Origin of the sequence: Streptococcus salivarius (assembly GCF_009738225.1) — a bacterium.
Classification (GTDB): domain Bacteria; phylum Bacillota; class Bacilli; order Lactobacillales; family Streptococcaceae; genus Streptococcus.
In genome coordinates, this window is the sequence record NZ_CP018187.1 from 1,080,956 (window position 1) to 1,105,617 (window position 24,662).

Here is a 24,662-nt window from a genome sequence, read left to right on the forward strand (position 1 = left end):
AATGACTGACGAAAAATTTTTAGATCAAAAAATGGACCGTCGTGAATTTCTTAAAAAAGCAGGTATTGGAGGGGCTGGGCTTGCGCTTGGTCTTTCTGGTGCATCTGCTTTTTTCGCTAATCAGGATAGTTCAAGTAAAAAGGCTTATGATGGTGATGAAGATATTAGCTTCTTTGGCAAGCACCAGGCTGGGATTACGACTCCTATGCAGAAGGCTTGCTACTTGGTGGTGCTAGATCTTCATACAACCGATAAAAAAGAAGTCATCCAGCTTTTTAAAGACTGGACCGATTATAGTAGTAAATTGGTCGAAGGAGAGTTAGTCAAAAAAGATGGTTCTAATGCCCTCTTGCCTCCTACGGATACAGGCGAAACGGTGGGACTCAATCCCTATCGCCTGAGTCTGACTTTTGGAGTTTCGGCTGATTTTCTTAAAAAACTTGGTTTAGAATCCAAACGTCCTAAGCTCTTCCGTGATTTGCCTCCATTTCCTAAGGAGCAGTTGCAGGACAAGTATACGGGTGGAGATATCGTTATTCAAGCCTGTGCAGATGATGAACAAGTAGCTTTCCACGCTGTCCGCAATCTGATTCGTAAAGGTCGTAATAAAATCACCATGAAGTGGAGCAAATCAGGGTTTGCAGCCATCGGAGACCGCAAGGAAACGCCTCGAAATCTTTTTGGTTTCAAGGACGGTACTGCCAATGTTACGACAGAAAAGGAATTCGACAAGGTTGTCTGGACTGATAGTAAAGATTGGATGAAGGGTGGTTCTTATATGGCTCTTCGTCTGGTACAGATGCACCTTGAAACTTGGGATCGTACTAATTTGCAAGAGCAGGAAAACACCTTTGGTCGTTACAAGGAATCAGGCGCTCCCTTTGGTAAGAAAGATGAGTTTGATGAAGTAGATTTATCTAAACTTCCTGTAGATTCGCATGTCCGTTTGGCTAAAGAAGTAGACCTTCCTATCTTACGTCGTTCATATTCTTATTCAGATGGCATTGATGAGAGAACTGGCCAGTTTGATTCAGGTTTGATTTTCATTGCCTACCAGAAGGATCCAGACCGTTTTGTTAAAATTCAGACCAATCTTGGTGCTGTAGACAAGATGAACGAGTACATCACCCATATCGGAAGTGGGCTCTTTGCTTGCTTTGCTGGGGTGGAGAAAGGAGGCTACCTTGGTCAAGCACTCTTTGAATAAACTCCTCGTTTTGCTTGGGCTTCTGGCCTTATTCTGGACCTATCCAGTAGCTGCTGAATCATACAGTGACCTCTATATCAAAATTACAGATGCGACAACAGCTGTTCAAAATAAAGATCAAGCTAAAGCTAAGGAATTGGTTGCTGAGATTAAGACTGATTTCGAAACAAAAGAAAATCACGATTCCAAGGCAGGTAAAAAAGTTAGCAAGGCTCTTGATATTAAGGGTGACGTGACAGAAGAGGACCTAACCTCCATTTCGTCAGCCCTTCTTAAATTTGAGAAAGAGCAAAATCCTGTTGATTTAGATGCCGAAAAGGAAAAACTTGAAACACGCCTAGAGCCTTATTTCAAAAACTTACAGGATGCCATTACGGCCAAAGACCTGGCTGCAACACGCAAAACTTACAGTGAATTAAATAATGCTTGGACGAGAAATGAAGCTGTTGTCCGTGACCACAGTACTGCCTACTACGGCAAGATTGAGACGGCCATTTCACTTTTGCGAAGTAGCATTGAGACGGAGCCTACTGATTTCACCAGCATCCAGTCATCTTATGATGATCTCAAGAGTGGGATTGATGACTTTATCAAGGGTGTCCCTCTTGATAGCACAAGCTCAAGTTTAACCCTAAAAGATGGTATTAAGCTCTTGGAAAAGGCTCTAGGTCAATTCCAAGCAGGTGATGAAAAAACGGCTGCGGCAACTATGAAGAAGTTCATCACTATCTGGCCAACCATTGAAGGCGATGTAAGCACAACTAATCCAAGCCTTTATACGCGTGTGGAAAGTGAAACACCTGTTATCATGGTTAAGGGAAAAGAAAAAGCTTATCAGGACAAACTGCAAGCCTTGATCACAGACTTATCTGCTATTGATACAAGTGCTTCTTATAATGCCTTTGATGCCATGTTGATTCTCTTACGTGAAGGGGTTGAAGCCCTCCTCATTGTTATGGCACTTGTGACAACTCTTAAGGCAGCCAAGATGCGTAAGGGACTCAAATGGGTTTATGGCGGAGCCATTGCTGGTGTTCTTGCTAGCGCAGTTATAGCTGTTATCTTACAAGTTGTCTTTCCAGCTGTGACCTCGGGGGCTAACCGTGAAATTATTGAAGGTGGCGTTGGTATCTTTGCAGTTGCGATGATGATTCTGATTGGAATTTGGCTCCATAGCAAGTCTTCAGTCAAACAGTGGAATGACTTTATGGATCGCCAGATGAAGACGGTGACGGCTACTGGAAGCTTTGTGTCCATGTTTGCACTCAGTTTCTTGGCTGTCTTCCGTGAAGGTGCCGAGACTATTCTTTTCTATGTCGGTATTGTCCCACGTATCACGACAGCTAATTTCTTGATTGGTATTGCTTCAGCCATTGCAGTTCTTGTTATCATTGCTGTGGCTATGACTAAAGCGAGTCACTATATTAAACCGCACCGCATTTTCTTTATTTTGACTTGGTTGATTTATGCCTTGGCCTTCAAGATGCTCGGTGTCAGTCTTCATGCCCTTCAGTTAACTAATATGATGTCTAATCATTTGATTAGTGGTTTCCCAACAATTGATTGGGCTGGTATCTATCCAAGCTGGGAAGTCTTGATTCCACAACTTATCTTTCTTGCTATTATTGCCTTTGTGACGGTGAAACAGCATGGCAAGAAATAAAGATGAGATGACTATTGTTGAGCATCTGGTGGAATTTCGGAGACGTTTCATTGCAGTAGTGTTATGCTTTTTCCTAGTTTTTTGTATTACTCTGTTGTTTGCTGGGCAACTCTATGCTTATCTAACCAGAGGATTTGACAAGCCTTTATTAGTTCTAGGGCCTAACGATATTCTTTGGATTTACATTAACCTAGCAAGTCTTATGGCTTTTACGGTGACGCTGCCTTTTACCACTTACCAGATTTGGCAGTTTGTGAAACCAGGTTTAAGGGACAATGAAGCGCGTGCTATCTTTGCTTATATCCCAGCAACTTTTGTCTGTTTTGTATTGGGCTTGGCTTTTGGTTATTATTTTGTGAGTCCAGCTATCTTAGAAGTGCTTTTAAAACTAGGCGAAGGGCTCTTTGATACACAAATTACAGCACAGAACTACCTTAGTTTTTTACTGCATACGACAGTGCCTTTGGCTGTTCTCTTTGAACTTCCCGTAGTTGTGAGTTTTTTGACATCTATCGGCATAATAACACCAGTTTTTCTGACACACTATAGACGCTATGCTTACTTTATTCTCTTGGTTTTGGCGGTCATTCTAACACCAGCTGACTTTATCAGTGACCTGGCCATGACGGCACCCTTAATCTTGCTTTATGAAGTTAGCGTAACTCTAAGTAAGCTCATTTATAAACGTAAACAAAGAAAATATAAAGATAAATAGAAAGGAAATCTCATGGGAATTCTACGTGATATCGGAGCCCCAGGACTTATCATTATTGTTCTAGGAGCCCTCCTCATATTTGGTCCTAAACGCTTGCCAGAACTCGGGCAATCCATCGGTAAAATGCTAGCCGAATTTAAAGCAGCTGTAAATAAGACTGATGAAGATAAAAAGGATCAAGAGACTGGGAAGAAAGACTAGTTCCTAGATACTCTATTTTCTTGACAATTCTAAGCTTTTGTGACATAATACACTTGTATTGAATAGTAAGTCTATATCATAGGCAAGAAAAGACCCCAAGCTAACTTCCACATAAGCTCGGGGTCTTTTTTAGCACTATCTATCCTTGTTTAACCACTTGTCGATCAGACGAAGGATAACACCGACCACAATAGGTCCGATGATAGTTTTGAATAGTAAATCCATCATAGGCAAACTCACCTCCCTTCGTAGGCGGTGTCGAGGTGCCAAGGGATATTATATCATAGATTGAGAGAGTTGTTTAGTGAGTGTCAGGAAGTAAAAGTTAAAAGGTAGTTTGATCATGCCATACAAAAAAATCAGCCTTCTTGAGCTGATTTTTTTATTTTACAAACTGATACGTTTTTCTGTCTCAGCGTCGAAGAAATGACCTTTTGCAACACTGAAAGTAAGATTTACTTTTTCACCTGGATTGTGGAAGTCACGCGCATCAACACGGGCAGCAAATTCAGTTTCTCCAAGTTTTAGGTAAAGCATTGTTTCTGCACCAAGGAGCTCTGAAACGACGACTTCAGCATCTACATTGGCATCTGGATATACTTCTTGAACGATTGGACGGCTTGAAACATCTTCAGGACGGATACCAAAGATAACTTCTTTGCCTTGATAACCTGTTTCTTTCAAGATTTTAGCTTGACCTTCAGAAATTGCAATATCCAAGCCTTCAGAGTTAGTGATACGGTTGCCATCAACCTTAACATTGAAGAAGTTCATAGCAGGACTTCCGATAAATCCAGCAACAAATTTGTTGGCTGGTTCATTGTAAAGTTCCTGAGGTGTACCAATTTGTTCGATACGACCGATAGTACCAGAACCATCAGGATTTTTAGTAGAACTCATGATAACGATACGGTCAGCAAGAGTCATGGCTTCTGTTTGGTCGTGAGTAACATAGATGGTTGTTGCGCCAATATTACGAGTAATTTTAGCAATTTCAGCACGCATAGTGACACGAAGTTTAGCATCCAAGTTTGAGAGAGGTTCATCCATGAGGAAGACTTTAGCATCACGAACGATGGCACGTCCCATAGCTACACGCTGACGTTGACCACCAGAAAGGTCTGCCGGCTTACGATCTAAGAACTCAGTCAACCCAAGGCTAGCAGCAGCTTCACGCACACGTTTGTCGATATCGTCTTTTTTATATTTACGAAGTTTAAGACCAAAGGCCATATTTTCATAAACAGTCATGTGTGGGTAAAGTGCGTAGTTTTGGAATACCATGGCAATGTCACGGTCTTTTGGTGATTTGTCATTAACCACTTCACCATCAATATAGAGTTTACCTTCACTGATTTCTTCAAGACCAGCAACCATACGGAGAGTTGTTGATTTACCACATCCTGAAGGACCTACGAAAACGATGAATTCCTTGTCTTTGATGTCGATACTGAAATCTTCAACAGAGTAGTGAGTTGCATTTGGGTATTTTTTGTAAATTTTATCCAGTTTAAGAGTTGTCATATCATTTATCCTTTATTATTTAACTGATCCGCCGGTTACACCTTCAACATAGTATTTCTGCATGAAGATAAAGAGAAGGGTGATTGGGATGGCGATGATAATAGCACCTGAGGTAAATGGAAGGAACCATTCATTGATAGCGTCTTGGTTAAGCATTTGGTAGAGTCCAAGGGCAACGGTATATTTATCTTTAACGTCACCAAGGATAACAGATGCAAAGATGAAGTCTACCCAAGGTCCCATGAAGGCCATGAGGGCAGTGTAGACGATGATTGGTTTAGAAAGTGGCAAGGTAATCTTGGTAAAGATTTGAAGACGAGTTGCCCCATCAATCATTGCTGATTCATCCAATGAGTAAGGAATGGTATCAAAGAAACCTTTCGCAATGTAGAAACCAAGTGCTGCCCCAGCAGAATAAACCAAAACCAAAGATGTCAAGGTTTGTGTCAAATTAAGGGCCTTCAAAATATAGTAGACCGCAATCATAGACATGAAACCAGGGAACATGTTAAGTACAAGTGCCAATTTCAAGAAGCCATTTCTGTGTTTGAATTTAATACGGCTAAGTGAGTAGGCCATCCCAACGGTAATCAAAGTTGAGAGGATACATGTACATGTGGCAACGATGAAGGTATTGATGAACCATTTTCCAAATGGATAAGCATCGCTGGTAAACAGTTTGATGTAGTTATTAAAAGTGTAAGTCTTAGGGAAGAAGTAAGGTACCGCATTTGCTCCTTCACCACGGAAACTTGTAAGGAAGATCCAGATAATAGGAATCAACCAGATAACAGCTAGAACTGTCAATAGAATATAAGTACCAGTTAGGTATAGATTTTTCTTACGTTTCATTATTTAGCAGCCCCTTCCTTGAATGAAGATGATCTTGTGTAGGCCAAGAGACTGAATGTTGCAGAGATGGCGAAAATCAAGATACCGATAACAGATGCCAAGTTGTAGTCTTTAGCGCTAACAGTCAGTTTGTAGAGCCAAGTTACCAAGAGGTCAGTTGAACCCGCTTGATAGTATTCAGAATTAGTAGGTCCACCACCAGTAAGGAAGTAGATAACGTTGAAGTTATTGATATTACCGATGAATTGTTGAATCAATGATGGTGCCATAATCAAGAGAATTTGTGGGAAAGTGATGCTCTTGAAGATTTGGAACTTGCTTGCTCCATCAATTTCAGCTGCTTCAATCTGCTCAGTTGGCAAGTTCATGATGATACCAGTTGCGACCAACATTGTGAATGGAATACCAATCCACATATTAACAAAGATAATAGAGAACTTAGCCCAAACTGGGTCAGTCAAGAACGGAATAGGTCCATTAGTGAGATGCAAGGTTTGAAGCAAACCATTCAAAGGACCGTGATCATTAAGGAAGTTACGCATCAAAAGAAGGGATACAAACTGAGGAACGGCGATAGTGATAACAAAGAGTGTACGCCATACTTTCTTGAATTTAAGGCCCTTAGTGTTAAGCAAGAGGGCAAGGACAATACCGAAGAAGAAAGTAGTTGCTGTTGCAGCAACGGCCCAAATCAAGGTCCATGTCAAAAGTGGGAAGAAAGTACCAGCCATACGACCTTGTAAGACTTCACCAAAACTTGAGAAACCAACCCAGTCAAAGAGTGATTTAGGTGCTGGGTGATTGTGGTCAAAGTTAGTAAAGGCCAAACAGATCATATAAATCAAAGGCAAGATTGTGAAGAGCAAAACCCCAATCAAAGGGACAGTCATAAGACCCATGTGGAAACGGCCATCAGCCAAGGTCTTGAAGTCTTCGATAAAGTTAGGAACTTTACGTCCAGACTGTTTGAGGGCTATGAGATGGCGAGCGCTTTTAAGGTTACACCAGTAAATATAAGCGAAGACTGCACAGAAGATTAATGACGCAAGTCCAAAAATCAACATAAGCATTGAATTATCTCCAGCAACCTGAACTGTAAGTTTAACGCCATTAACTTCTTTAACGGCCTCACCTTGTTCTTGAGTTCCCAAAGTAACCATTCCTTGAAGAGCTGGGACAATTTGAATAACGAATGCTACTAAGAAGGCAATCTCAGAAAGGAGGAAAAGCAATCCCTTGGTAAACTGTTTGTTAACCAAGTTTGCTAATCCCATTACCAGAAAGGATAATTTGACATCCCATGTACCTTCTTTGAAGACTTGGCGCATAGGAGTTGTGTCGTAGATTGTTTGTGACATAGATATCTCCTCAGATAAATGTGTGATTAGTGATGGTTTCTATTTTGTCTACAAATAAAAGATAAAGAGGATAGGAACTTGACCCACCTCTTTACCTTGTCATTGTTAGGATTCTTATTTAGCCGCTGCCAAATCTTTATCAAATTGTTGTAATTTAGTAAGGAATTGGTCTTCCTTGATTTTACCGTTATAAGCGTCACTCATAAGAGCAGCACTTTCAGTCCAGAAGACTGACATTTGACTAAGTTTAGGCATAACAGTTGTGTACTGATCAGATGAACCCATAGTAATTACAGCTTGTGCAAGTGCATCCTTTTGAACAGCTTCAGAAGCCTGAACTTCTTTGTTGGCTGGGATGATGTGACGGTCTTCATTAGTGAATTGGTTATTTTGACTGTCTTTGCTTGTCAAAGCTTGTGCCAATTGGTAAGAAGCAGCAATACGTTCAGCGTTACCTTTAGATGGTGTTTGGTTAACTGCGTAAAGTTTTACACCCATGAAGGCTTTTTGTTGAACGTCTTGACCACCGATATTAACTGTTGGGTAAACAGCAATACCAAGATTGTCTTTACCGACAGCTTTAGCAGCTGCAGCGTAGTCCCATGGTCCTGATTGGAAAGCATCAACAGAACCATCTTCGAATTTAGCCATCATGTTAGCTGAATCAACATTAACAAATCCTTTGTTGTCTTTTTGAGCTGCGATGAATTTAAGAACGTTCACACCAGCTTCATTGCCCCAGTTAGTCCCTTTAACATCTTCACCGTTAGGGCCAAAGAGTGTGTCACCAACTGAAAGGAAGAGAGGACCAGTTACATAAGCATTAACTTCTTTCAAGTTGCTACCAAATTTAGCTTTAGAAGTGATTGTTTCATATGATTTAACATCTTCTTCGTTAAGTTTAGATTTATTGTAGTATGTAACTTGTGTTTCAATACCGTATGGGAAGGCGTAAGTTTTACCTTTGTATTGAGCACCTACAGTAGCTTGCTCAGTATCTTGATCAGCAATTTCTTTTGAGTATTGCTCTGGGATTTCTTGGATAGCTCCAGCGTCTACCAATTTACCGAGTTGGTCATGTGGAAGTGAGAAGACATCTGCAGCAGTAGAAGCATCCTTAGTCAAGTTTTCTTGAGCATTTGGATCTTCCATTTCAACCATATCAACTTTGTAACCAGATTTCTTTTCAAACTGTGCTACTGTATCTGAGTAAGATTTCTTAGCGCCAGTTGGTACCCAAAGTTTCAAAGTCTTGCTATCTGAACTTGAGCTCTTGCTTGAGTTTGACCCACAAGCTACCAAGAGCGATCCAGCCACAAGTAATCCAGCACTACCAAGTAATACCTTTTGCCATTTTTTCATTTCTATTTCCTCCAGAAATTTAGTTTACGATAATCATTATGCAACCGTTTCCACAATCTGTCAAGTATTTTGTAAAAAAAATTATTTTTTTTGCAAACGATTGCATAAAACACCCATCTAGTTTATAATTGTTCTTATATTTTACGACTATAAAGAAAATTTTATGAGAATGAGAGGGACATAATGGCTACAATTAAAGATGTTGCTAAGAAGGCTGGAGTCAGCCCATCAACGGTAAGTAGGACATTAAAAGATAACTCGGCTATATCAGAAGAAACAAAAATTAAAGTAAGAGCAGCTATGGAAGAATTAGGTTATGTACCAAACTCAGCAGCACAAATGTTGGCAACAGGCTTAACTCATAGTTTAGGTGTTGTTCTTCCTCCCTTAACAGACCGTGAAAATATCAGCCAGCCCTTCTATATGGAGATTTTAACAGCAATCAATGAAGAGGCTAGTTGTCATTCTCAGGTCGTTAGTATTGCTACGGGTGCTACTCTAGAGGAATTAGTCAAGCAAGTTGAGCTCATGCATCGCCAAAAACGGGCAGATGGCTTTATAATTCTCTATTCAGAAAAGAAAGATCCGGTTAAAGATTACTTATTAAAACAAAAAGTACCTTTTGTAGTGGTTGGAGCAGCAGTGGATAATGAAAATAAAGTAACCTATATTGATAATGATAATAAGGAATTAGGTCATGAAGCTGTGAACTACTTACAGGCAAAAGGTCACCGAAAGATTGGTTTTGTCACAGACGATTTATTTGGGCAAGTAGGACAGGAACGTTATCAAGGGTATCAGGAAGCGGCAGACAATCTAAATTTGGATGTCTTACCTGAACTTGTATTTTCAGCTCGAACAATCGAGACTTTTAAAAAGGAATTGGAAAGATTTTCTCCGACAGCTTTGATTGTTAAGGATGACCTTATTGCCCTTCGTCTCATTCAATGGTTAAACAACCAAGGATTTAGAGTTCCTGAAGATTATGCCATTATTTCTTTCAATAATTCGACTTTTGCTGAAATCATGCATCCTTTCTTGACCACATTTGACATTAATATTCAGGCACTAGCTAAAGAAAGTGTTCAAAACCTTCTTGGGATTCTTAAAGCGACTAAGATTAAGTCGCAAAAAGTCATTATTCCATTTAAACTTATAGAAAGAGAAAGCGTCTGAACTTATCCCTAATAGGTTAAGGAGCATCCAAGTAGTTGGTTAGAAAAACAGCCGGCTACTTTTTTCGTTTAAAAAGAAACCTATTTTTTCGAATTCAATAGAAATAAAGATTTAAGAAAATACTCCCGTAATGTAAGCGCTTGTTTTACGAACTTTATTTTAAAGAGCTATAAATTTTTTTATTTTTTTGTTAAAAATTCTTGACTAATGCAAGCGTTTGCATTATAATAATAAGTGTAAAAAATAATTTGAGGTAAACGTTATGAACAAACGAGCAAGCGGTGTTTTGATGCACATCACATCACTTCCAGGTGACTACGGGATCGGATCTTTCGGTCAAGCAGCCTATGACTTTGTTGACTTCTTAAAAGAAACAAAACAAACTTACTGGCAGATTTTGCCACTTACTACAACAAGTTATGGGGATTCACCTTACCAATCATTCTCAGCGGTAGCAGGAAATACACACTTTATCGATTTGGACTTCCTTATTCGTGACAAATTTTTAACTAAAGCTGATGTTAAAAACGCTGACTTTGGGTCAGACCCTGAGTTTATTGACTATGCTAAAGTTTACGAAGCACGTCGTCCAATTCTTGAAAAAGCAGTTAAAGCAATTTTAGCAGATAAGAAAGAAACTAAAAGATTCGAAGCTTTTAAAACTAAAAATGCTAACTGGTTAGCTGATTATGCTGATTTCATGGCTATCAAAGAACACTTCGATAACAAAGCACTTCAAGATTGGGATGATAAAAAAGCAGTTAAACGCGATGAAGCAACTCTTGAGAAACTTCGCAAAGAACTTGCTGATGTTATCACATATCACCAAGTGGTACAATACCTCTTCTTTAGCCAATGGGCAGAACTAAAAGCTTATGCTAACAAAAATGGTATTCAAATCATCGGTGACATGCCAATCTACATTTCAGCTGATAGTGTTGAAGTTTGGACTCAACCACATCTCTTCAAACTAGACGCTGAATGTAAACCGCGTTACATTGCAGGAGTTCCACCAGATAACTTCTCAGCAACTGGTCAACTTTGGGGTAACCCAATCTATGCTTGGGATAAACACAAAGCAGAAAATTATGCTTGGTGGGTATTCCGTATTCAAGAATCATTTAAACTTTATGATTACTTGCGTATTGACCACTTCAAAGGGTTCTCTGACTTCTGGGAAATTCCTGGAGGAGATGAAACTGCTGAAAATGGTGAATGGGTTCCTGGACCTGGTTATGACCTTTTCAAAGTGGTTAAAGAAGAATTGGGTGATCTTAAAATCATTGCCGAAGACCTTGGTAACATTGATGATAAGACACGTAAACTTCTTGCAGACTGTGGTTACCCTGGAATGAAGATCGTTCAATTTGGATTCTACGATACTACTGGAAACAGCATTGACATTCCACACGTATACACACAACATTCAGTTGCCTACACAGGTACACATGATAACGAAGTAATCAACGGTTGGTACGACAACTTGACGCAAGAGCAACGTGATTATACTGATGCATACATCAACCGTCGTCAAGGTGAACCAATCACACGTGCTCTTCTTCGCACCCTCTTTGCTACTGTAAGCAACACAGCTATTGCGACTATGCAGGATATCCTTGATAAACCTGAAAATAGCCGTACAAACTTCCCTAACACAGTTGGTCAAAACTGGAAATGGCGTATGCTCCCAGGTGAAATCACTGTCGACAAGAAAGAATTTTTGACAGACATTACAGAAAGATATAATCGAGGTAATAAATAAAATGGCTACATTTACACAATATGTTGAAGCAAAAAACAAAAATCTTAAGGACCTTTCAAACGAAGAAATCTACTATCTTTTGTTGGAATTCGTAAAAGAAGCAGCTGCTCCAAAACCTAAAAACGATAGCAAACGCAAAGTTTACTATATCTCAGCTGAATTCTTGATCGGTAAACTTTTGTCTAACAACTTGATCAACTTGGGCATCTACAAAGATGTTAAAGCTGAATTGGATGCTGCTGGTAAATCAATCAGCGAAATTGAAGACGTTGAACCAGAACCATCTCTTGGTAACGGTGGTTTGGGTCGTTTGGCTTCATGTTTCATCGACTCTATGGCAACACTTGGCATCAACGGTGAAGGTGTTGGTCTTAACTACCACTGTGGTCTTTTCAAACAAGTTTTCAAAGATAACAAACAAGATGCAGAACCAAACTACTGGATTGAAGATCAATCATGGTTGGTACCAACTGATATCTCTTATGATGTTCCATTCAAAAACTTCACATTGAAATCACGTTTGGATCGTTTGGATATCTTGGGTTATAAGAAAGAAACTAAGAACTACCTTAACCTCTTTGACATCAATGGTGTGGACTATGATTTGATTGATAAAGGAATCACTTTTGATCAAGATGAAATCCAAAAGAACTTGACACTCTTCCTTTACCCAGATGACTCAACTCGTAAAGGTGAGCTCTTGCGTATCTACCAACAATACTTCATGGTATCAAACGCTGCTCAACTTTTGATCGACGAAGCTATCGAACGTGGATCTAACCTTCACGACCTTCCAGATTACGCTTACGTACAAATCAACGATACTCACCCATCAATGGTAATTCCAGAATTGATCCGTCTTTTGACAGAAAAACATGGATTTGAATTTGATGAAGCAGTAGCAATCGTAAGCAAAATGGTTGGTTACACAAACCACACTATCTTGGCTGAAGCCCTTGAAAAATGGCCTCTTGACTACCTTGAAGAAGTTGTTCCACACCTTGTTGTTATCATCAAGAAATTGGATGCTATCATTCGTGAAAAATTCGAAGATCCACGTGTTCAAATCATTGACAAAGACAACCGTGTTCACATGGCACACATGGATATTCACTTCTCTACAAGCGTTAACGGTGTAGCAGCACTTCACACAGAAATCCTTAAATCTTCTGAGTTGAAACCATTCTACGACCTTTACCCAGAACGCTTCAACAACAAAACAAACGGTATTACATTCCGTCGTTGGTTGGAATTCTCAAACCAAGAACTTGCTGATTACATCAAAGAATTGATTGGTGATGGTTACCTTACTGACGCAACACAATTGGAAAAATTGGCTGCCTTTGCAGATGATCCAGCAGTTCACAAACGTTTGGCTGAAATCAAATATGATAACAAGTTGTCACTTAAACGTTATCTTAAAGCCAACAAAGGTATCGATCTTGATGAAAACTCAATCATTGATACTCAAATCAAACGTTTCCACGAATACAAACGTCAACAAATGAACGCTTTGTATGTCATCCACAAATACTTGGAAATCAAAAAAGGAAACCTTCCAAAACGTAAAATCACTATCATCTTTGGTGGTAAAGCAGCTCCTGCCTACGTTATTGCTCAAGACATCATCCACTTGATCTTGTCACTTTCTGAGCTCATCAACAATGATCCAGAAGTAAGCAAATACCTCAACGTTCACTTGGTTGAAAACTATAACGTTACAGTCGCTGAACACCTTATTCCAGCAACTGATATCTCAGAACAAATCTCATTGGCTTCTAAAGAAGCTTCAGGTACAGGTAACATGAAATTCATGCTTAACGGTGCCCTCACTCTTGGTACAATGGACGGTGCCAACGTTGAGATTGCTGAATTGGTAGGACCAGAGAACATCTTCACGTTCGGTAAAGACTCTGATACAATCATCGACCTTTACGAAAAAGAAGGTTATGTATCACGTGATTACTACAAAAAAGATGCTAACATCAAAGCAGCTGTTGACTTTATTGTAAGTGAAGACCTCGTTAAAGTTGGAGATAAAGAACGCTTGGAACGTCTCCAAAAAGAACTCATCTCTAAAGACTGGTTTATGACATTGATTGACTTGGCTGAATACATCGACAAGAAAGAAGAAGTATACGCAGCTTACGAAGATCAAGATGCATGGAACAAAAAAGTTGTTTACAACATCGCTGAAGCAGGGTTCTTCTCATCTGACCGTACAATCGAACAGTATGACAAAGACATCTGGCACACAAAATAAAAATCTAGTTGCATAGAAGGAAACAAGATCAGAAATGGTCTTGTTTTTTTCATGAAAAAAACACAGCTAATTTAGATGGTTAGCTGTGTTTACATAAATTTAATTCTGTCAGTTATGATAATGATTCAATATATCATTAATATATGCTTCTTTATTTGATGCATCATAAGTTTTAGATGTTGAGTATTTTAGATAATGGATTTGATCTTTTGCAGTTCTGGATTCTTCTTGTAGGTATGAATCTGTAATGGTAATTTTAAAGTTCTCGCTCTTACCTGTTAAATCAAGGCTTAGTGGAAAATTTGTAAATTCATCTGAGTAAAAAGCCATTTTATAAAAGTTGTACCTGTCACCTCTAAATGAATTTAAGTGAGGGAATTGTATATGGTAGATGCCATTCCAATAATTTCCATACTCTCTAATTTCGTAGTCATCGAAAAATTCCTGGATTCTTTCTTTGTTAGCAAAATCTTTATCAAAAGTAACAAAGGGAGTTTGCCAATCCCATAATGGAATTTTGCCTTCATTTCCATAGATAAAATAACTTTGCATTTTTCCTGATTTAGGATTTTTCAACTGAAAGTGGTATTTACTGACGCCTTCTTTGACAGCTCCAGTTTGATATAGGGTATCCCCAGGGACTATCAAAAAAAGAAAATCTCTTAGATATAATTCGAAGTTGGCATCCATTGTTTTATCATGTAATCCAGGGAAACGCTGAATTATTTGTCTGTAATTCTCCGCATTAGAAAACCATTCTTTATCAAAGCCTGGACCGACTTCAAATACTTTATGATCGAAATAGTTTTGATATTCTTCATAATGGTTTTCAGTAGAGGTCACCTGTCCAAATGGTAAAGTCATATTGGTATTATCTGTAAAAGTAATATGTAAGAAAAGTCTTCGGGGATCAATTCCTTTATCAATATAATGGCCGACTTTATAGGCAGACAAATCATCTGGAAAATCGTCTTTTCCGAAGTGTAGAACCTCAATCTCAATATCTTTGACAACTTTTCTTTGAGGTATTATCTTCTTGACACTGTAATGATAAGCCTTGTAATAGTAATTCTCCTTATCATAGAGGTAAGGCTTATAAGCTCTTTGGTAGGCATTATAGAGAAAAATTCCAAGGGTTACAAAAAGAAGCAGAGCTAAGGCTATTTTGAACTTTTTATTTATTTTATTAGTTAGCCTTGAGAAAAAGAGACTCAATTTACTAGGATTTTGTATCATGTCCAAACTCCCCATATATTTTATACTATTATATCATGAAAATCCTTATAGCTAAGGCGTCTTCGTGTACTTTGTCACTGTTTTCCTTTATAATATAAGTATCACATTACAAGAGGAGACCTCATGAAATATATCGTAAATACATCAAATGATCCTGCCTATAATATTGCTTTGGAAGCCTATGCTTTTCGTGAATTGGTGAATGAAGATGAATTGTTCATTCTTTGGATTAACCGTCCAGCTATCATTGTTGGTAAACACCAAAATACCATTCAAGAGATTAACAAAGAATATACAGATGCTCATGGTATCAAGGTTGTTCGCCGTTTGTCTGGTGGTGGAGCTGTTTATCACGATTTGAATAACCTGAACTATACCATCATCTCTAATAAGGCAGATGAAGGTGCTTTTGACTTTAAGACTTTCTCTCAACCTGTAATCGCTACACTTGCTGATTTGGGAGTTAAGGCTGAATTTACTGGCCGTAATGACCTTGAAATCGATGGTAAAAAGTTCTGTGGAAATGCTCAAGCTTATTATAAAGGTCGTATGATGCACCATGGTTGCTTGCTTTTTGACGTTGATATGTCGGTTCTTGGTCAAGCCCTTAAAGTCAGCAAAGACAAAATCGAATCAAAAGGCGTTAAATCTGTACGTGCTCGTGTGACCAACATCGTCGACGAATTGCCAGAAAAAATCACTGTAAATGAATTCTCAGATAAAATCTTGGAAAAAATGAAAGAATTCTACCCAGAAATGACAGAATACGTCCTTTCTGAAAGCGAATTGGCTAAGATTCAAGATTCTTACGAGAAACAATTCAATACATGGGATTGGACTTACGGACAGTCACCAGAATACACAGTAGAACGTAATGTTCGTTACCCAGCTGGTAAGATCTCAACCTATGCCAACGTTGAAAATTCAATCATTAAATCTGTTAAGATTTACGGAGATTTCTTTGGTATCGGAGATGTATCAGATATTGAAGACTTGTTGGTTGGTGTACCTTACGAGTACGAAGATGTCTTGGCAAAACTTAAAACTATTGACACAACACATTATTTCTCACGTATGACAACCGAGGAGGTTGCAAAAGCTATCGTAGCTTAATCATTGTTTGAACAATCTGGAAAACTCCAGGTTGTTTTTTCTTGGGAAAAATCTTTCAAAGTGAAATAACGATATAGATATTTTCGCATTGGTTCTGGAAGTTAGTATCTGATTGACCTAGTGTGGTATTTTATATTCAGATAGTAAACCTATAAAGCCTCTAAGAGAAAATATCCTATAACATCTTTCCGAAAAACTGTAATTTTCTTGAAAGAAAGATAAGGGTGTGATATACTTCTATTAAGTAATTTTGGAGAAAAAAACAAATGAAACGTGAACTCTTACTCGAAAAAATTGAAGAATACAAATCTCTTATGCCTTGGTTTGTCTTAGAGTATTATCAGTCTAAACTATCGGTTCCATATTCTTTTACGACCTTATACGAATACCTTAAGGAATATAAACGCTTTTTTGACTGGTTGATTGACTCAGGTATTTCAGATGCTCATGATATTGCCTTAATTGACATCAAAACCCTGGAAAATCTAACTAAAAAGGACATGGAGTCATTTGTGCTCTATCTACGTGAACGTCCGTCCTTAAATACCTATTCCAAGAAACAGGGAGTTTCTCAAACAACCATTAACCGTACGCTTTCAGCTCTATCTAGTCTCTATAAGTATTTAACTGAGGAGGTCGAGGGTCCTGACGGTGAGCCATATTTCTATCGTAACGTCATGAAAAAAGTTTCAACTAAGAAAAAGAAAGAAACCTTGGCTGCACGTGCTGAGAATATCAAACAAAAACTTTTTCTAGGCGATGAAACCATGGAATTTCTTGATTATGTCGAAAACGAATACGAAGTTAAGCTCTCAAATCGCGCAAAATCTTCGTTTTACAAGAATAAAGAACGTGATTTAGCGATAATAGCCTTGCTACTGGCTTCAGGCGTTCGACTTTCTGAGGCTGTTAACCTGGACCTTAAAGATATCAATCTGAAAATGATGGTCATTGATGTTACTCGAAAAGGTGGCAAACGAGACTCAGTTAATGTAGCAAGTTTTGCAAAACCTTATCTTGAGAATTATCTTAGTATACGTGATAAACGCTATAATGCTGAAAAGCAAGACCTTGCCCTATTTTTAACGGAATATCGAGGTGTTCCAAACCGTATTGATGCTTCAAGTATCGAAAAAATGGTTGCCAAATATTCTCAGGATTTCAAGATACGTGTGACTCCCCATAAACTACGACACACTCTGGCAACACGTCTTTATGATGCTACCAAGTCTCAAGTTTTAGTTAGTCATCAGCTTGGTCATGCTTCCACTCAGGTCACTGATCTTTATACTCATATCGTCAATGATGAGCAAAAAAATGCTCTAGACAATTTATAATTGGCTATCCCAACCATTCCTATTTGGAGTGGTTATTTTTTAGTTTACATAAATTTAAATATGTCAAAATAATTTTATGACCCTTAGTTAACATAACTAAATCTATGTAAAATATTACACACAAAAAACAAACTTTCCTTGAAGGAAAGTTTGTTTTACTTATTAATAATCTTTAAGGGCAGATTCAACGGCTGCTTTTTCTTTTTCAATCAAGTTTACTCGTGCAGCAATTGTCTTAATTCCCATCAAGATATTACGTTCTAAGGCTTTATCACTTGTTTGTGGCTCGAAGAAAGCAATATATTGATCAAGACGTTCTTGCGTTTTAAAGATTCCTGCTGGGATATTAACAAAGCTATCAAAGCTCATATCGCCACCTAGGGCTGCCTTAATCCAATCCCAGTTATCTTTCGCCCAGTTCCAAACGGTTTCTTGTGCAAATGATTTGCTGAGGAAATTCATATACCATAGGTACAAATCTTGAGGTTTAACGACATGTTTGTCTTTAAGCTGACCTAGCACGTAGTCGAGACCTTCTTGGTTTTTAAGGTATGAAACTGCTTGAGTCAATTGACGACGGAAATTACTATCATTTGTTGTTACATATGCATTGACATAGTCTTCAACAAGAGTTAGACTGTTTTCTTGTTTCATTTGGTTAATGAGAACGAGACCACGGACACTTGCAGGGATGCTTTCAATGTTCTCTTTATGAGCTTGGAAAACACTTGCGGCCGCAAGGACTGCTGGTTGATAGTCTGCTTGAATCAAGTAGCTGAGAGCTGTTTGACGAACCATTTCGTCTTCATCGGATTCTCCATCTTTGGCATCGAAACCAAGACGCTCAAAGTCGTTTTGGAATTGACGACGTACTAAAGCCTTGTAATGCACTTCTGCTTCTGTATCCTCATCGATAAAGCGTTTCAAACCAGCGAGGATTTGAGACTTAGCTTGAGCAATCAAGAAGCTTTCTTCTTTTTCGACAAGATCAAGAAGAGCGACTAGGCTTGCATACGAGATACGGCCACTTTCAGCAAGAAGACGGCGTTCTTGCAAAATCTGAAGTTTACTTACAGTATCAAGGTTAGCAAATTCCTCTAAGAGGTGGTCCAAGAGTTCACCTTGATAATCTGTGATGTAATGTGCTGTATTTGCTGTATTAAGGCGAAGAGCTCCGTTATTTTCAGCAGCAAGCTGGTTATAATTTTGAATCTCAATACGCTCTTCTGAGAGTGTGTCTGGGAGCCCCTTCCAATTTGTGTTCAATGGAATCTCCCAAAGACGACCTTTATCTTCATGTTCACCAATGAAGAATTGTTTTTGACTAAGAATAAGAGTGTCGTTAACTACTTCTGCACTAACAACAGGGTAACCTGGTTGCTCCAACCAAGTATCCATGAAACTAGAGACATCTTTACCAGAAGCATCAGAGAGGGCATTCCAGAGATCTCGTCCAATAGTGTTGTTGTACTGATGTTTTTCGAAGTAAGCTTTAAGTCCTTTAGCAAAGGCTTCGTCACCTAACCAACGGCGAAGCATATGCATGAGACGGCTACCTTTAGCATAAACGATAGCACTATCAAAGAGGGTATTAATCTCATCTGGGTGATTGACTTCCATGTGGACAGACTGAACACCGTCTGTAGCATCACGTTGGAGGGCATGAGGCACACCAGTTGTTTGGAAATCTTCGAAGATATTCCAGCTAGGCTCAATGGCATCTACTGAAACATACTCCATCATATTGGCAAAGCTTTCGTTAAGCCAGAGATCATCCCACCATTTCATTGTAACAAGGTTACCGAACCATTGGTGAGCCAATTCGTGGGCAACTACAAGGGCTACTTGTTGACGACTTGCAGCTGAGCTATTTTCATCTACAAGAAGGTAAACTTCACGATAGGTAACAAGTCCCCAGTTTTCCATGGCACCTGCTGAGAAGTCAGGAAGTGCGAGATGGTATGACAATGGGATAGGATACTTGACTTGGAAGTAGTCTTCGTAAAAATCAATGACACGAACGGCAATATCAAGGGCAAAGTCAACGCTGTTTTCAGCTTGTGCAACTGTAGCGAAGACACCAACTTCAGTACCGTTTTGTGTTTTCGCTGTCTTACCTTGAAGAGCTCCAAAACCAAAGGCAAGGAGGTATGTAGACATACGAGGGGTTGTCTCAAAAGTCCAAACTCCAGTCTCTTCACGCAAATGGCTATTGATCTCAGGCATATTTGACAAAGCGATATCGCCTTCTTCAGCATCAAATTTCAATGAGAAATCAAAAGTAGCTTTAGCTTCTGGTTCATCAACAGATGGGAAGGCTTCACGCGCAAAATGAGATTCAAACTGCGTTGAAATAATTTCTTTTTTCTCACCATTGTAGGTGTAATATGATGGGTAAATCCCTGTCATATTATCTGTAATACGACCAGAGAATTCAATGACAAGCGTCAAAACACCGGTCTCTGGAAGTTCAATATGGAAGGCTTCGTTAGCATCATCCATTTGGAAGTTTAACGATTCATTATCCAAGAGAACGGAACTAATGGTAAGGTCTTTTTGGTGAAGGGAGATATGGTTATCAAGGGCTTCACCTGTAATGGCAACATTCCCTGTAAAGGTCTTTTCAGAACGATTAATGTCCAAGAAAAGATTGTAATTTTCAGGGATGAAACTTTCGATAAAACGAGCAACAGATGCTGTCATACGTATATACTCCTAATCTAACTTTTCGTATCGAAACAGACTGACAAATGTTTCGATATTAGACTCTTTTACAAAAGAAAAGGGTCTGAATTATTCAATACAAACCCATTATAACATAGATTGGAAGCTTTGCCTACAGTTCAATGATTTTACCAGATTTGAGGTAGACAACCCACTCGCAGAGATTGCGGGCATAATCACCGATACGTTCCAAATACATAAGTACTTGGAAATATTCTTTGGCAGCGAAGGCAGCATCTGGATTCTTACGAACACCTTCTACTGTCATGGCTTGAATATCACGGAAATAGTTATCAATGATTTCATCTGAAGCTGCGATTTCATAAGCGCGTCGTTCGTCACTGTTCAAGTAAACATCTAGAGCATCTTCGACCATGTGGCGGACTGCTTTCCCCATTTTCTTGATTTCAGCTTCAATTTCAGTTAGGCGTTCTTCACCTTTAATGCGGATGGTTGCTTTAGCGATAGCAACGGCATGGTCACCCATACGCTCAACATCGCTAGATGCTTTAAGTGCGGTGATAACTGTACGCAAATCACTTGATACAGGTTGCTGTAGAGCGATAATTTCAAGTGATTTTTTCTCAAGTTTGGTTTCGTAGTTATTGACGATTTCGTCATTTTCAATGACTTCCTTAGCCAAATCACGGTCATGGCTGATAAAGGCACGAACAGCTTTCTTAAGCTGAGCTGCAACCTCTGTACCCATAGCGTAAAATTGGTTGTGGAGTTTTTCTAATTCTTCTTCGAAGGGAGTTCGTAACATCATAATTTTTTTAGTAATCTGTCCTTTCTTAACCGAATTTACCGGTAATATAATCTTCAGTTTCTTTATGTTGTGGATTTAGGAACATGTCTTTCGTTGATGAATACTCGATGAGCTCTCCATCAAGGAAAAAGGCTGTTCGTTGTGAGATACGACTTGCCTGCTGCATAGAACGAGTGACTAGCAACAAGGTGTATTGTTCTTTAAGGTTATAGAGGGTTTCCTCAATCTTACCAGCGGAGATAGGGTCGAGGGCCGAGGTTGGTTCATCAAGAAGGATAACCTTTGGAGACGTGGCTAGCACTCGAGCAATACAGACACGTTGTTGTTGCCCTCCTGAAAGTCCGAGTGCTGAGTCATGGAGACGGTCTTTAACCTCTTCCCAGATTGAAGCACCCTTTAGTGATTCTTCTACTGCTTGATCAAGAACAGCCTTATCTTTGATACCATTGATACGAAGGCCATAAACCACGTTTTCATAGATTGACATTGGAAAAGGATTGGGTTGTTGGAAGACCATTCCGATTTCTTTACGGAGTTCAACGGTATCTGTTCGAGGACTGTAGACATTGTGACCGTTGTATGAAACAGCACCAGTAAGTGTCCATTCGGGATTTAAATCTCCCATTCGGTTGATAGAACGGAGCAGGGTTGATTTCCCGGATCCTGAAGGACCGATAAGGGCCGTGATTTCATTTGGATAGAAATCCATTGTCACATTATTGAGGGCTTTTTTCTTATTGAAATACACCGATAAATCATTAATTGAAATGATTGGTTCAGTCATAAGTGCTCCTTTCTATCCAAAGCGTCCTGATACATAGTCATTGGTTGACTGTAGGGCAGCATCTTGGAAGATTTTCTTGGTTTCATCATATTCGATAAGATCACCAAGGTAGAAGAATGCTGTATAATCACTAGCACGCGCTGCTTGTTGCATATTGTGCGTCACGATGATAATAGAGTAATCTTCCTTAAGTTCAAACATGGTCTCTTCGAGCTGCATAGTAGCTACAGGGTCCAATGAAGCTGCAGGTTCGTCCATGAGGAGAATCTGCGGTTTCACGGCAATAGCTCTTGCAATACAAAGACGTTGCTGCTGACCACCTGAGAGGGTAAAGGCAGATTTATGAAGGTCATCTTTAACTTGATCCCAAAGTCCAGCTTGCTTAAGTGATGTTTCAACAATCTCATCCAAGGTTTGCTTATCTCTTACACCTTTACGTTCGTGAGCAAAGGTGATATTTCTGTAAATAGACTTGGCGAATGGATTTGGACGTTGGAAAACCATTCCAATATGTTTACGCATTTCATAAACATTGATATTACTTGCGTTAACATCGACTCCTTGATAAAGGATTTGTCCAGTAACCTTGGCAATATCAATCGTATCATTCATACGGTTTAGACTACGAAGAAAAGTTGATTTACCGCATCCTGAAGGCCCAATAAGAGCTGTGATTTTATTTTTCTCGAATTGCATGTCAATGCCTTTGATGGCTTCTTTTTGACCATAGTAAACATGCAAGTCCTTTGTTTCAAGAGCGAGCTCCTTCTCTGGGAAGGTGATAATATGACGCTCGTCCCAATTGTATTTTGTCATGATAACTCCTTTAAGCGGATGTTAATTTCTTATGGAGGTAAGCTCCCAAACGACGTGCACCAAAGTTGAAAATCAGAATGAAAATCAAGAGCACTGCTGCTGAACCAGCAGATACTGCAGTGGCGTCAGGTGTCGTACCTTCTGAGTTGACCTTCCAGATGTGAACAGCAAGTGTCTCTGCTTGGCGGAAAATCGAAATTGGACTAGAGATGCTAAGCGGATTCCAGTCGCTCCAGTTAAGTGCTGGTGCAGATTGACCTGCTGTATAGATAAGCGCTGCTGCTTCTCCGAAAATACGACCAGAAGCAAGAACGATACCAGTAACAATACCAGGTAAGGCTTCTGGAACAACAACGTGACAGATAGTTTCCCATCGAGACAAACCTAGAGCTAGGCCAGCTTCACGTTGGGTATGGTGAACGGTTCTTAAGCTATCTTCAACCGTACGAGTCATTTGTGGCAAGTTAAAGACAGTTAAGGCCAAGGCACCTGATAGGATTGAAAATCCATACTGAAATTGGACAACGAAAATCAAATAACCAAAGAGTCCGACTACCACTGAAGGTAGTGAAGATAGGATTTCAATACAGGTACGGACAAAGTTGGTAAGTCGTCCTTTTTTAGCATATTCTGATAAGAAGATGCCAGCTCCCATTGAAAGAGGCACAGAAATAATCAAAGTAATAACCAATAGGAAGAATGAGTTGTAGAGTTGAACCCCAATTCCTCCACCAGCTTTGTAGGATGATGATCGACTAGTCAAGAAAGACCAGCTGATATGTGGTATCCCGCGAACCAAGATATAGAGAATCAAGGCTGCCAGGATTGTTACAATAATGCCAGCAATCACATAGAGTGTGCTGATGGCAATTTTATCAATTTTTTTAGCGTTCATAATTTCTCTTTCTCTCACGGGTAATGAATTTCACCAACATATTGAAACCAAGACTCATCAATAAGAGCACCAGGGCGAGAGACCAAAGGACATTGTTTGAAACAGTACCCATGACTGTATTTCCGATTCCCATAGTCAAGACAGAAGTCAATGTTGCTGCTGGTGTCGTTAAAGAAGTTGGAATCACGGCGGAATTTCCGACAACCATTTGGATGGCCAGAGCTTCACCAAAGGCACGGGCCATACCAAAGATAACGGCCGTGAAGATACCTGGTTTAGCCGCATTAAGTGTCACACGCCAAATCGTTTGCCAGCGTGTAGCCCCCATTGCTAGACTAGCTTCACGATAGTGACGAGGCACTGCACGAAGCGTATCTGTTGTCATAAAGGTTACGGTTGGTAGAATCATGACGAACAAGACAAAGGTACCTGAAAGAATACCAAAACCTGTTCCACCAAAAATTAAGCGAACAAATGGAACCACGACTTGGAGACCAATAAATCCATAAACAACGGATGGAATCCCGACCAAAAGTTCAATAGCGGGTTGTAGGAATTTAGCCCCTTTAGGAGAAATCTCAGTCATAAAGATGGCTGCTCCAATGGCAAATGGGGTTGCAACCAAGGCTGAAAGCAAAGTCACTACGAATGATCCCAAAATCATTGGTAGAGCCCCGAATTTACCTTCAGATGGTGACCAATCACCACTAAAGAGAAACTCGACCAAACTAACTTTATTGACAAAGAAAGTCGCCAGCCCTTTTTGAGCAACGAAAAGTAAAATCATCGCCACGATGAAAACAATCAAGGCCAGGCAAAGGAAAGTGATTGTTTTACCAAACTTCTCGAGGCGTGAATTTTTAGAGGGTGATGTTAATTGTTTCACCAATTCTTCATTTTTCATG

21 protein-coding genes are annotated in these 24,662 nt (G+C 39.4%); 9 read left to right on the forward strand and 12 right to left on the reverse strand.

Annotation, left to right across the window (positions count from 1 at the left end; all coding sequences use genetic code 11):
- Position 1 precedes the first annotated feature (1 nt).
- Genes efeB through BSR19_RS05380 form a run of 4 tightly spaced genes read left to right on the forward strand, consistent with a single transcriptional unit; the run spans position 2 to position 3,786 of the window.
- The gene (efeB, locus tag BSR19_RS05365; protein ID WP_037600625.1) at positions 2–1,207 is read left to right on the forward strand and encodes an iron uptake transporter deferrochelatase/peroxidase subunit; all 1,206 of its coding nucleotides are present in this window, start codon (positions 2–4) and stop codon (positions 1,205–1,207) included.
- The gene (locus BSR19_RS05370; protein ID WP_060973270.1) at positions 1,185–2,870 is read left to right on the forward strand and encodes an FTR1 family iron permease; all 1,686 of its coding nucleotides are present in this window, start codon (positions 1,185–1,187) and stop codon (positions 2,868–2,870) included. Before efeB ends, BSR19_RS05370 begins: the two co-directional genes overlap by 23 nt.
- Complete coding sequence (gene tatC, locus BSR19_RS05375) at positions 2,857–3,585, forward strand: twin-arginine translocase subunit TatC (RefSeq protein WP_060973271.1); 729 nt, start codon at positions 2,857–2,859, stop codon at positions 3,583–3,585. Before BSR19_RS05370 ends, tatC begins: the two co-directional genes overlap by 14 nt.
- A 12-nt stretch (positions 3,586–3,597) precedes the next feature.
- Complete coding sequence (locus tag BSR19_RS05380) at positions 3,598–3,786, forward strand: twin-arginine translocase TatA/TatE family subunit (protein WP_002890941.1); 189 nt, start codon at positions 3,598–3,600, stop codon at positions 3,784–3,786.
- Between the two features lie 135 nt (positions 3,787–3,921).
- On the opposite strand, the gene BSR19_RS05385 is transcribed toward BSR19_RS05380, so the two are convergent.
- The 5 genes from BSR19_RS05385 to BSR19_RS05405 all read right to left on the reverse strand — a co-directional run bounded on the left by BSR19_RS05385 (position 3,922) and on the right by BSR19_RS05405 (position 8,882).
- A complete protein-coding gene (locus BSR19_RS05385) occupies positions 3,922–4,014 on the reverse strand; it encodes a type I toxin-antitoxin system Fst family toxin (RefSeq protein WP_004182539.1) in 93 nt (30 codons plus the stop codon).
- Between the two features lie 159 nt (positions 4,015–4,173).
- Entirely contained in the window at positions 4,174–5,310 is a 1,137-nt protein-coding gene (locus tag BSR19_RS05390) for an ABC transporter ATP-binding protein (RefSeq protein ID WP_038676008.1), read from the reverse strand.
- Positions 5,311–5,325: 15 nt separating this feature from the next.
- Positions 5,326–6,162: a sugar ABC transporter permease gene (locus tag BSR19_RS05395; protein ID WP_021144180.1), complete on the reverse strand. Its 837-nt coding sequence runs from the start codon at positions 6,160–6,162 to the stop codon at positions 5,326–5,328.
- The gene (locus BSR19_RS05400) at positions 6,162–7,520 is read right to left on the reverse strand and encodes a carbohydrate ABC transporter permease (protein WP_080612024.1); all 1,359 of its coding nucleotides are present in this window, start codon (positions 7,518–7,520) and stop codon (positions 6,162–6,164) included. The genes BSR19_RS05395 and BSR19_RS05400 overlap by 1 nt, the downstream gene beginning before the upstream one ends.
- A 114-nt stretch (positions 7,521–7,634) precedes the next feature.
- Positions 7,635–8,882: an extracellular solute-binding protein gene (locus tag BSR19_RS05405; protein WP_060973274.1), complete on the reverse strand. Its 1,248-nt coding sequence runs from the start codon at positions 8,880–8,882 to the stop codon at positions 7,635–7,637.
- Positions 8,883–9,065: 183 nt separating this feature from the next.
- Here BSR19_RS05405 and BSR19_RS05410 point away from each other — a divergent pair, with 183 nt between their 5' ends.
- From BSR19_RS05410 to glgP, 3 genes are all read left to right on the forward strand, one after another.
- Positions 9,066–10,058 (forward strand): LacI family DNA-binding transcriptional regulator, encoded by a 993-nt coding sequence (locus BSR19_RS05410; protein WP_064524459.1) that lies wholly within the window; start codon positions 9,066–9,068, stop codon positions 10,056–10,058.
- A 262-nt stretch (positions 10,059–10,320) separates the two neighbouring features.
- Entirely contained in the window at positions 10,321–11,820 is a 1,500-nt protein-coding gene (malQ, locus tag BSR19_RS05415; protein WP_156246706.1) for a 4-alpha-glucanotransferase, read from the forward strand.
- Between the two features lies 1 nt (position 11,821).
- Positions 11,822–14,083: a glycogen/starch/alpha-glucan family phosphorylase gene (gene glgP / locus BSR19_RS05420; RefSeq protein ID WP_060775862.1), complete on the forward strand. Its 2,262-nt coding sequence runs from the start codon at positions 11,822–11,824 to the stop codon at positions 14,081–14,083.
- 108 nt (positions 14,084–14,191) lie between these two features.
- Here the strand turns inward: glgP and BSR19_RS05425 are convergent, their stop codons facing one another.
- On the reverse strand, positions 14,192–15,319 hold the full coding sequence (locus tag BSR19_RS05425) for a hypothetical protein (RefSeq protein ID WP_230315718.1): 1,128 nt from the start codon (positions 15,317–15,319) through the stop codon (positions 14,192–14,194).
- A 123-nt stretch (positions 15,320–15,442) separates the two neighbouring features.
- Here BSR19_RS05425 and BSR19_RS05430 point away from each other — a divergent pair, with 123 nt between their 5' ends.
- Together BSR19_RS05430 and xerS are read left to right on the forward strand one after the other, a co-directional pair.
- Entirely contained in the window at positions 15,443–16,432 is a 990-nt protein-coding gene (locus BSR19_RS05430) for a lipoate--protein ligase (protein WP_049545534.1), read from the forward strand.
- Between the two features lie 266 nt (positions 16,433–16,698).
- Positions 16,699–17,769, forward strand: coding sequence for a tyrosine recombinase XerS (gene xerS, locus BSR19_RS05435; protein WP_156246707.1), 1,071 nt, complete (start codon positions 16,699–16,701; stop codon positions 17,767–17,769).
- A gap of 162 nt (positions 17,770–17,931) precedes the next feature.
- Here the strand turns inward: xerS and BSR19_RS05440 are convergent, their stop codons facing one another.
- The 6 genes from BSR19_RS05440 to pstC form a co-directional block, all read right to left on the reverse strand.
- A complete protein-coding gene (locus tag BSR19_RS05440; protein ID WP_156246708.1) occupies positions 17,932–20,472 on the reverse strand; it encodes a M1 family metallopeptidase in 2,541 nt (846 codons plus the stop codon).
- A gap of 133 nt (positions 20,473–20,605) precedes the next feature.
- Positions 20,606–21,259 (reverse strand): phosphate signaling complex protein PhoU, encoded by a 654-nt coding sequence (gene phoU, locus BSR19_RS05445; RefSeq protein WP_004182526.1) that lies wholly within the window; start codon positions 21,257–21,259, stop codon positions 20,606–20,608.
- Positions 21,260–21,287: 28 nt separating this feature from the next.
- Positions 21,288–22,046 carry a phosphate ABC transporter ATP-binding protein PstB gene (gene pstB / locus BSR19_RS05450; protein ID WP_002890956.1) on the reverse strand — a complete coding sequence of 253 codons (759 nt, stop codon included), beginning with the start codon at positions 22,044–22,046 and terminating at the stop codon, positions 21,288–21,290.
- Between the two features lie 12 nt (positions 22,047–22,058).
- Complete coding sequence (gene pstB, locus BSR19_RS05455) at positions 22,059–22,862, reverse strand: phosphate ABC transporter ATP-binding protein PstB (RefSeq protein WP_003092580.1); 804 nt, start codon at positions 22,860–22,862, stop codon at positions 22,059–22,061.
- A gap of 10 nt (positions 22,863–22,872) precedes the next feature.
- Positions 22,873–23,757 (reverse strand): phosphate ABC transporter permease PstA, encoded by an 885-nt coding sequence (gene pstA / locus BSR19_RS05460; RefSeq protein WP_013990602.1) that lies wholly within the window; start codon positions 23,755–23,757, stop codon positions 22,873–22,875.
- Positions 23,747–24,661 carry a phosphate ABC transporter permease subunit PstC gene (gene pstC, locus BSR19_RS05465; RefSeq protein ID WP_002890959.1) on the reverse strand — a complete coding sequence of 305 codons (915 nt, stop codon included), beginning with the start codon at positions 24,659–24,661 and terminating at the stop codon, positions 23,747–23,749. The genes pstA and pstC overlap by 11 nt, the downstream gene beginning before the upstream one ends.
- Position 24,662: the final 1 nt, after the last annotated feature.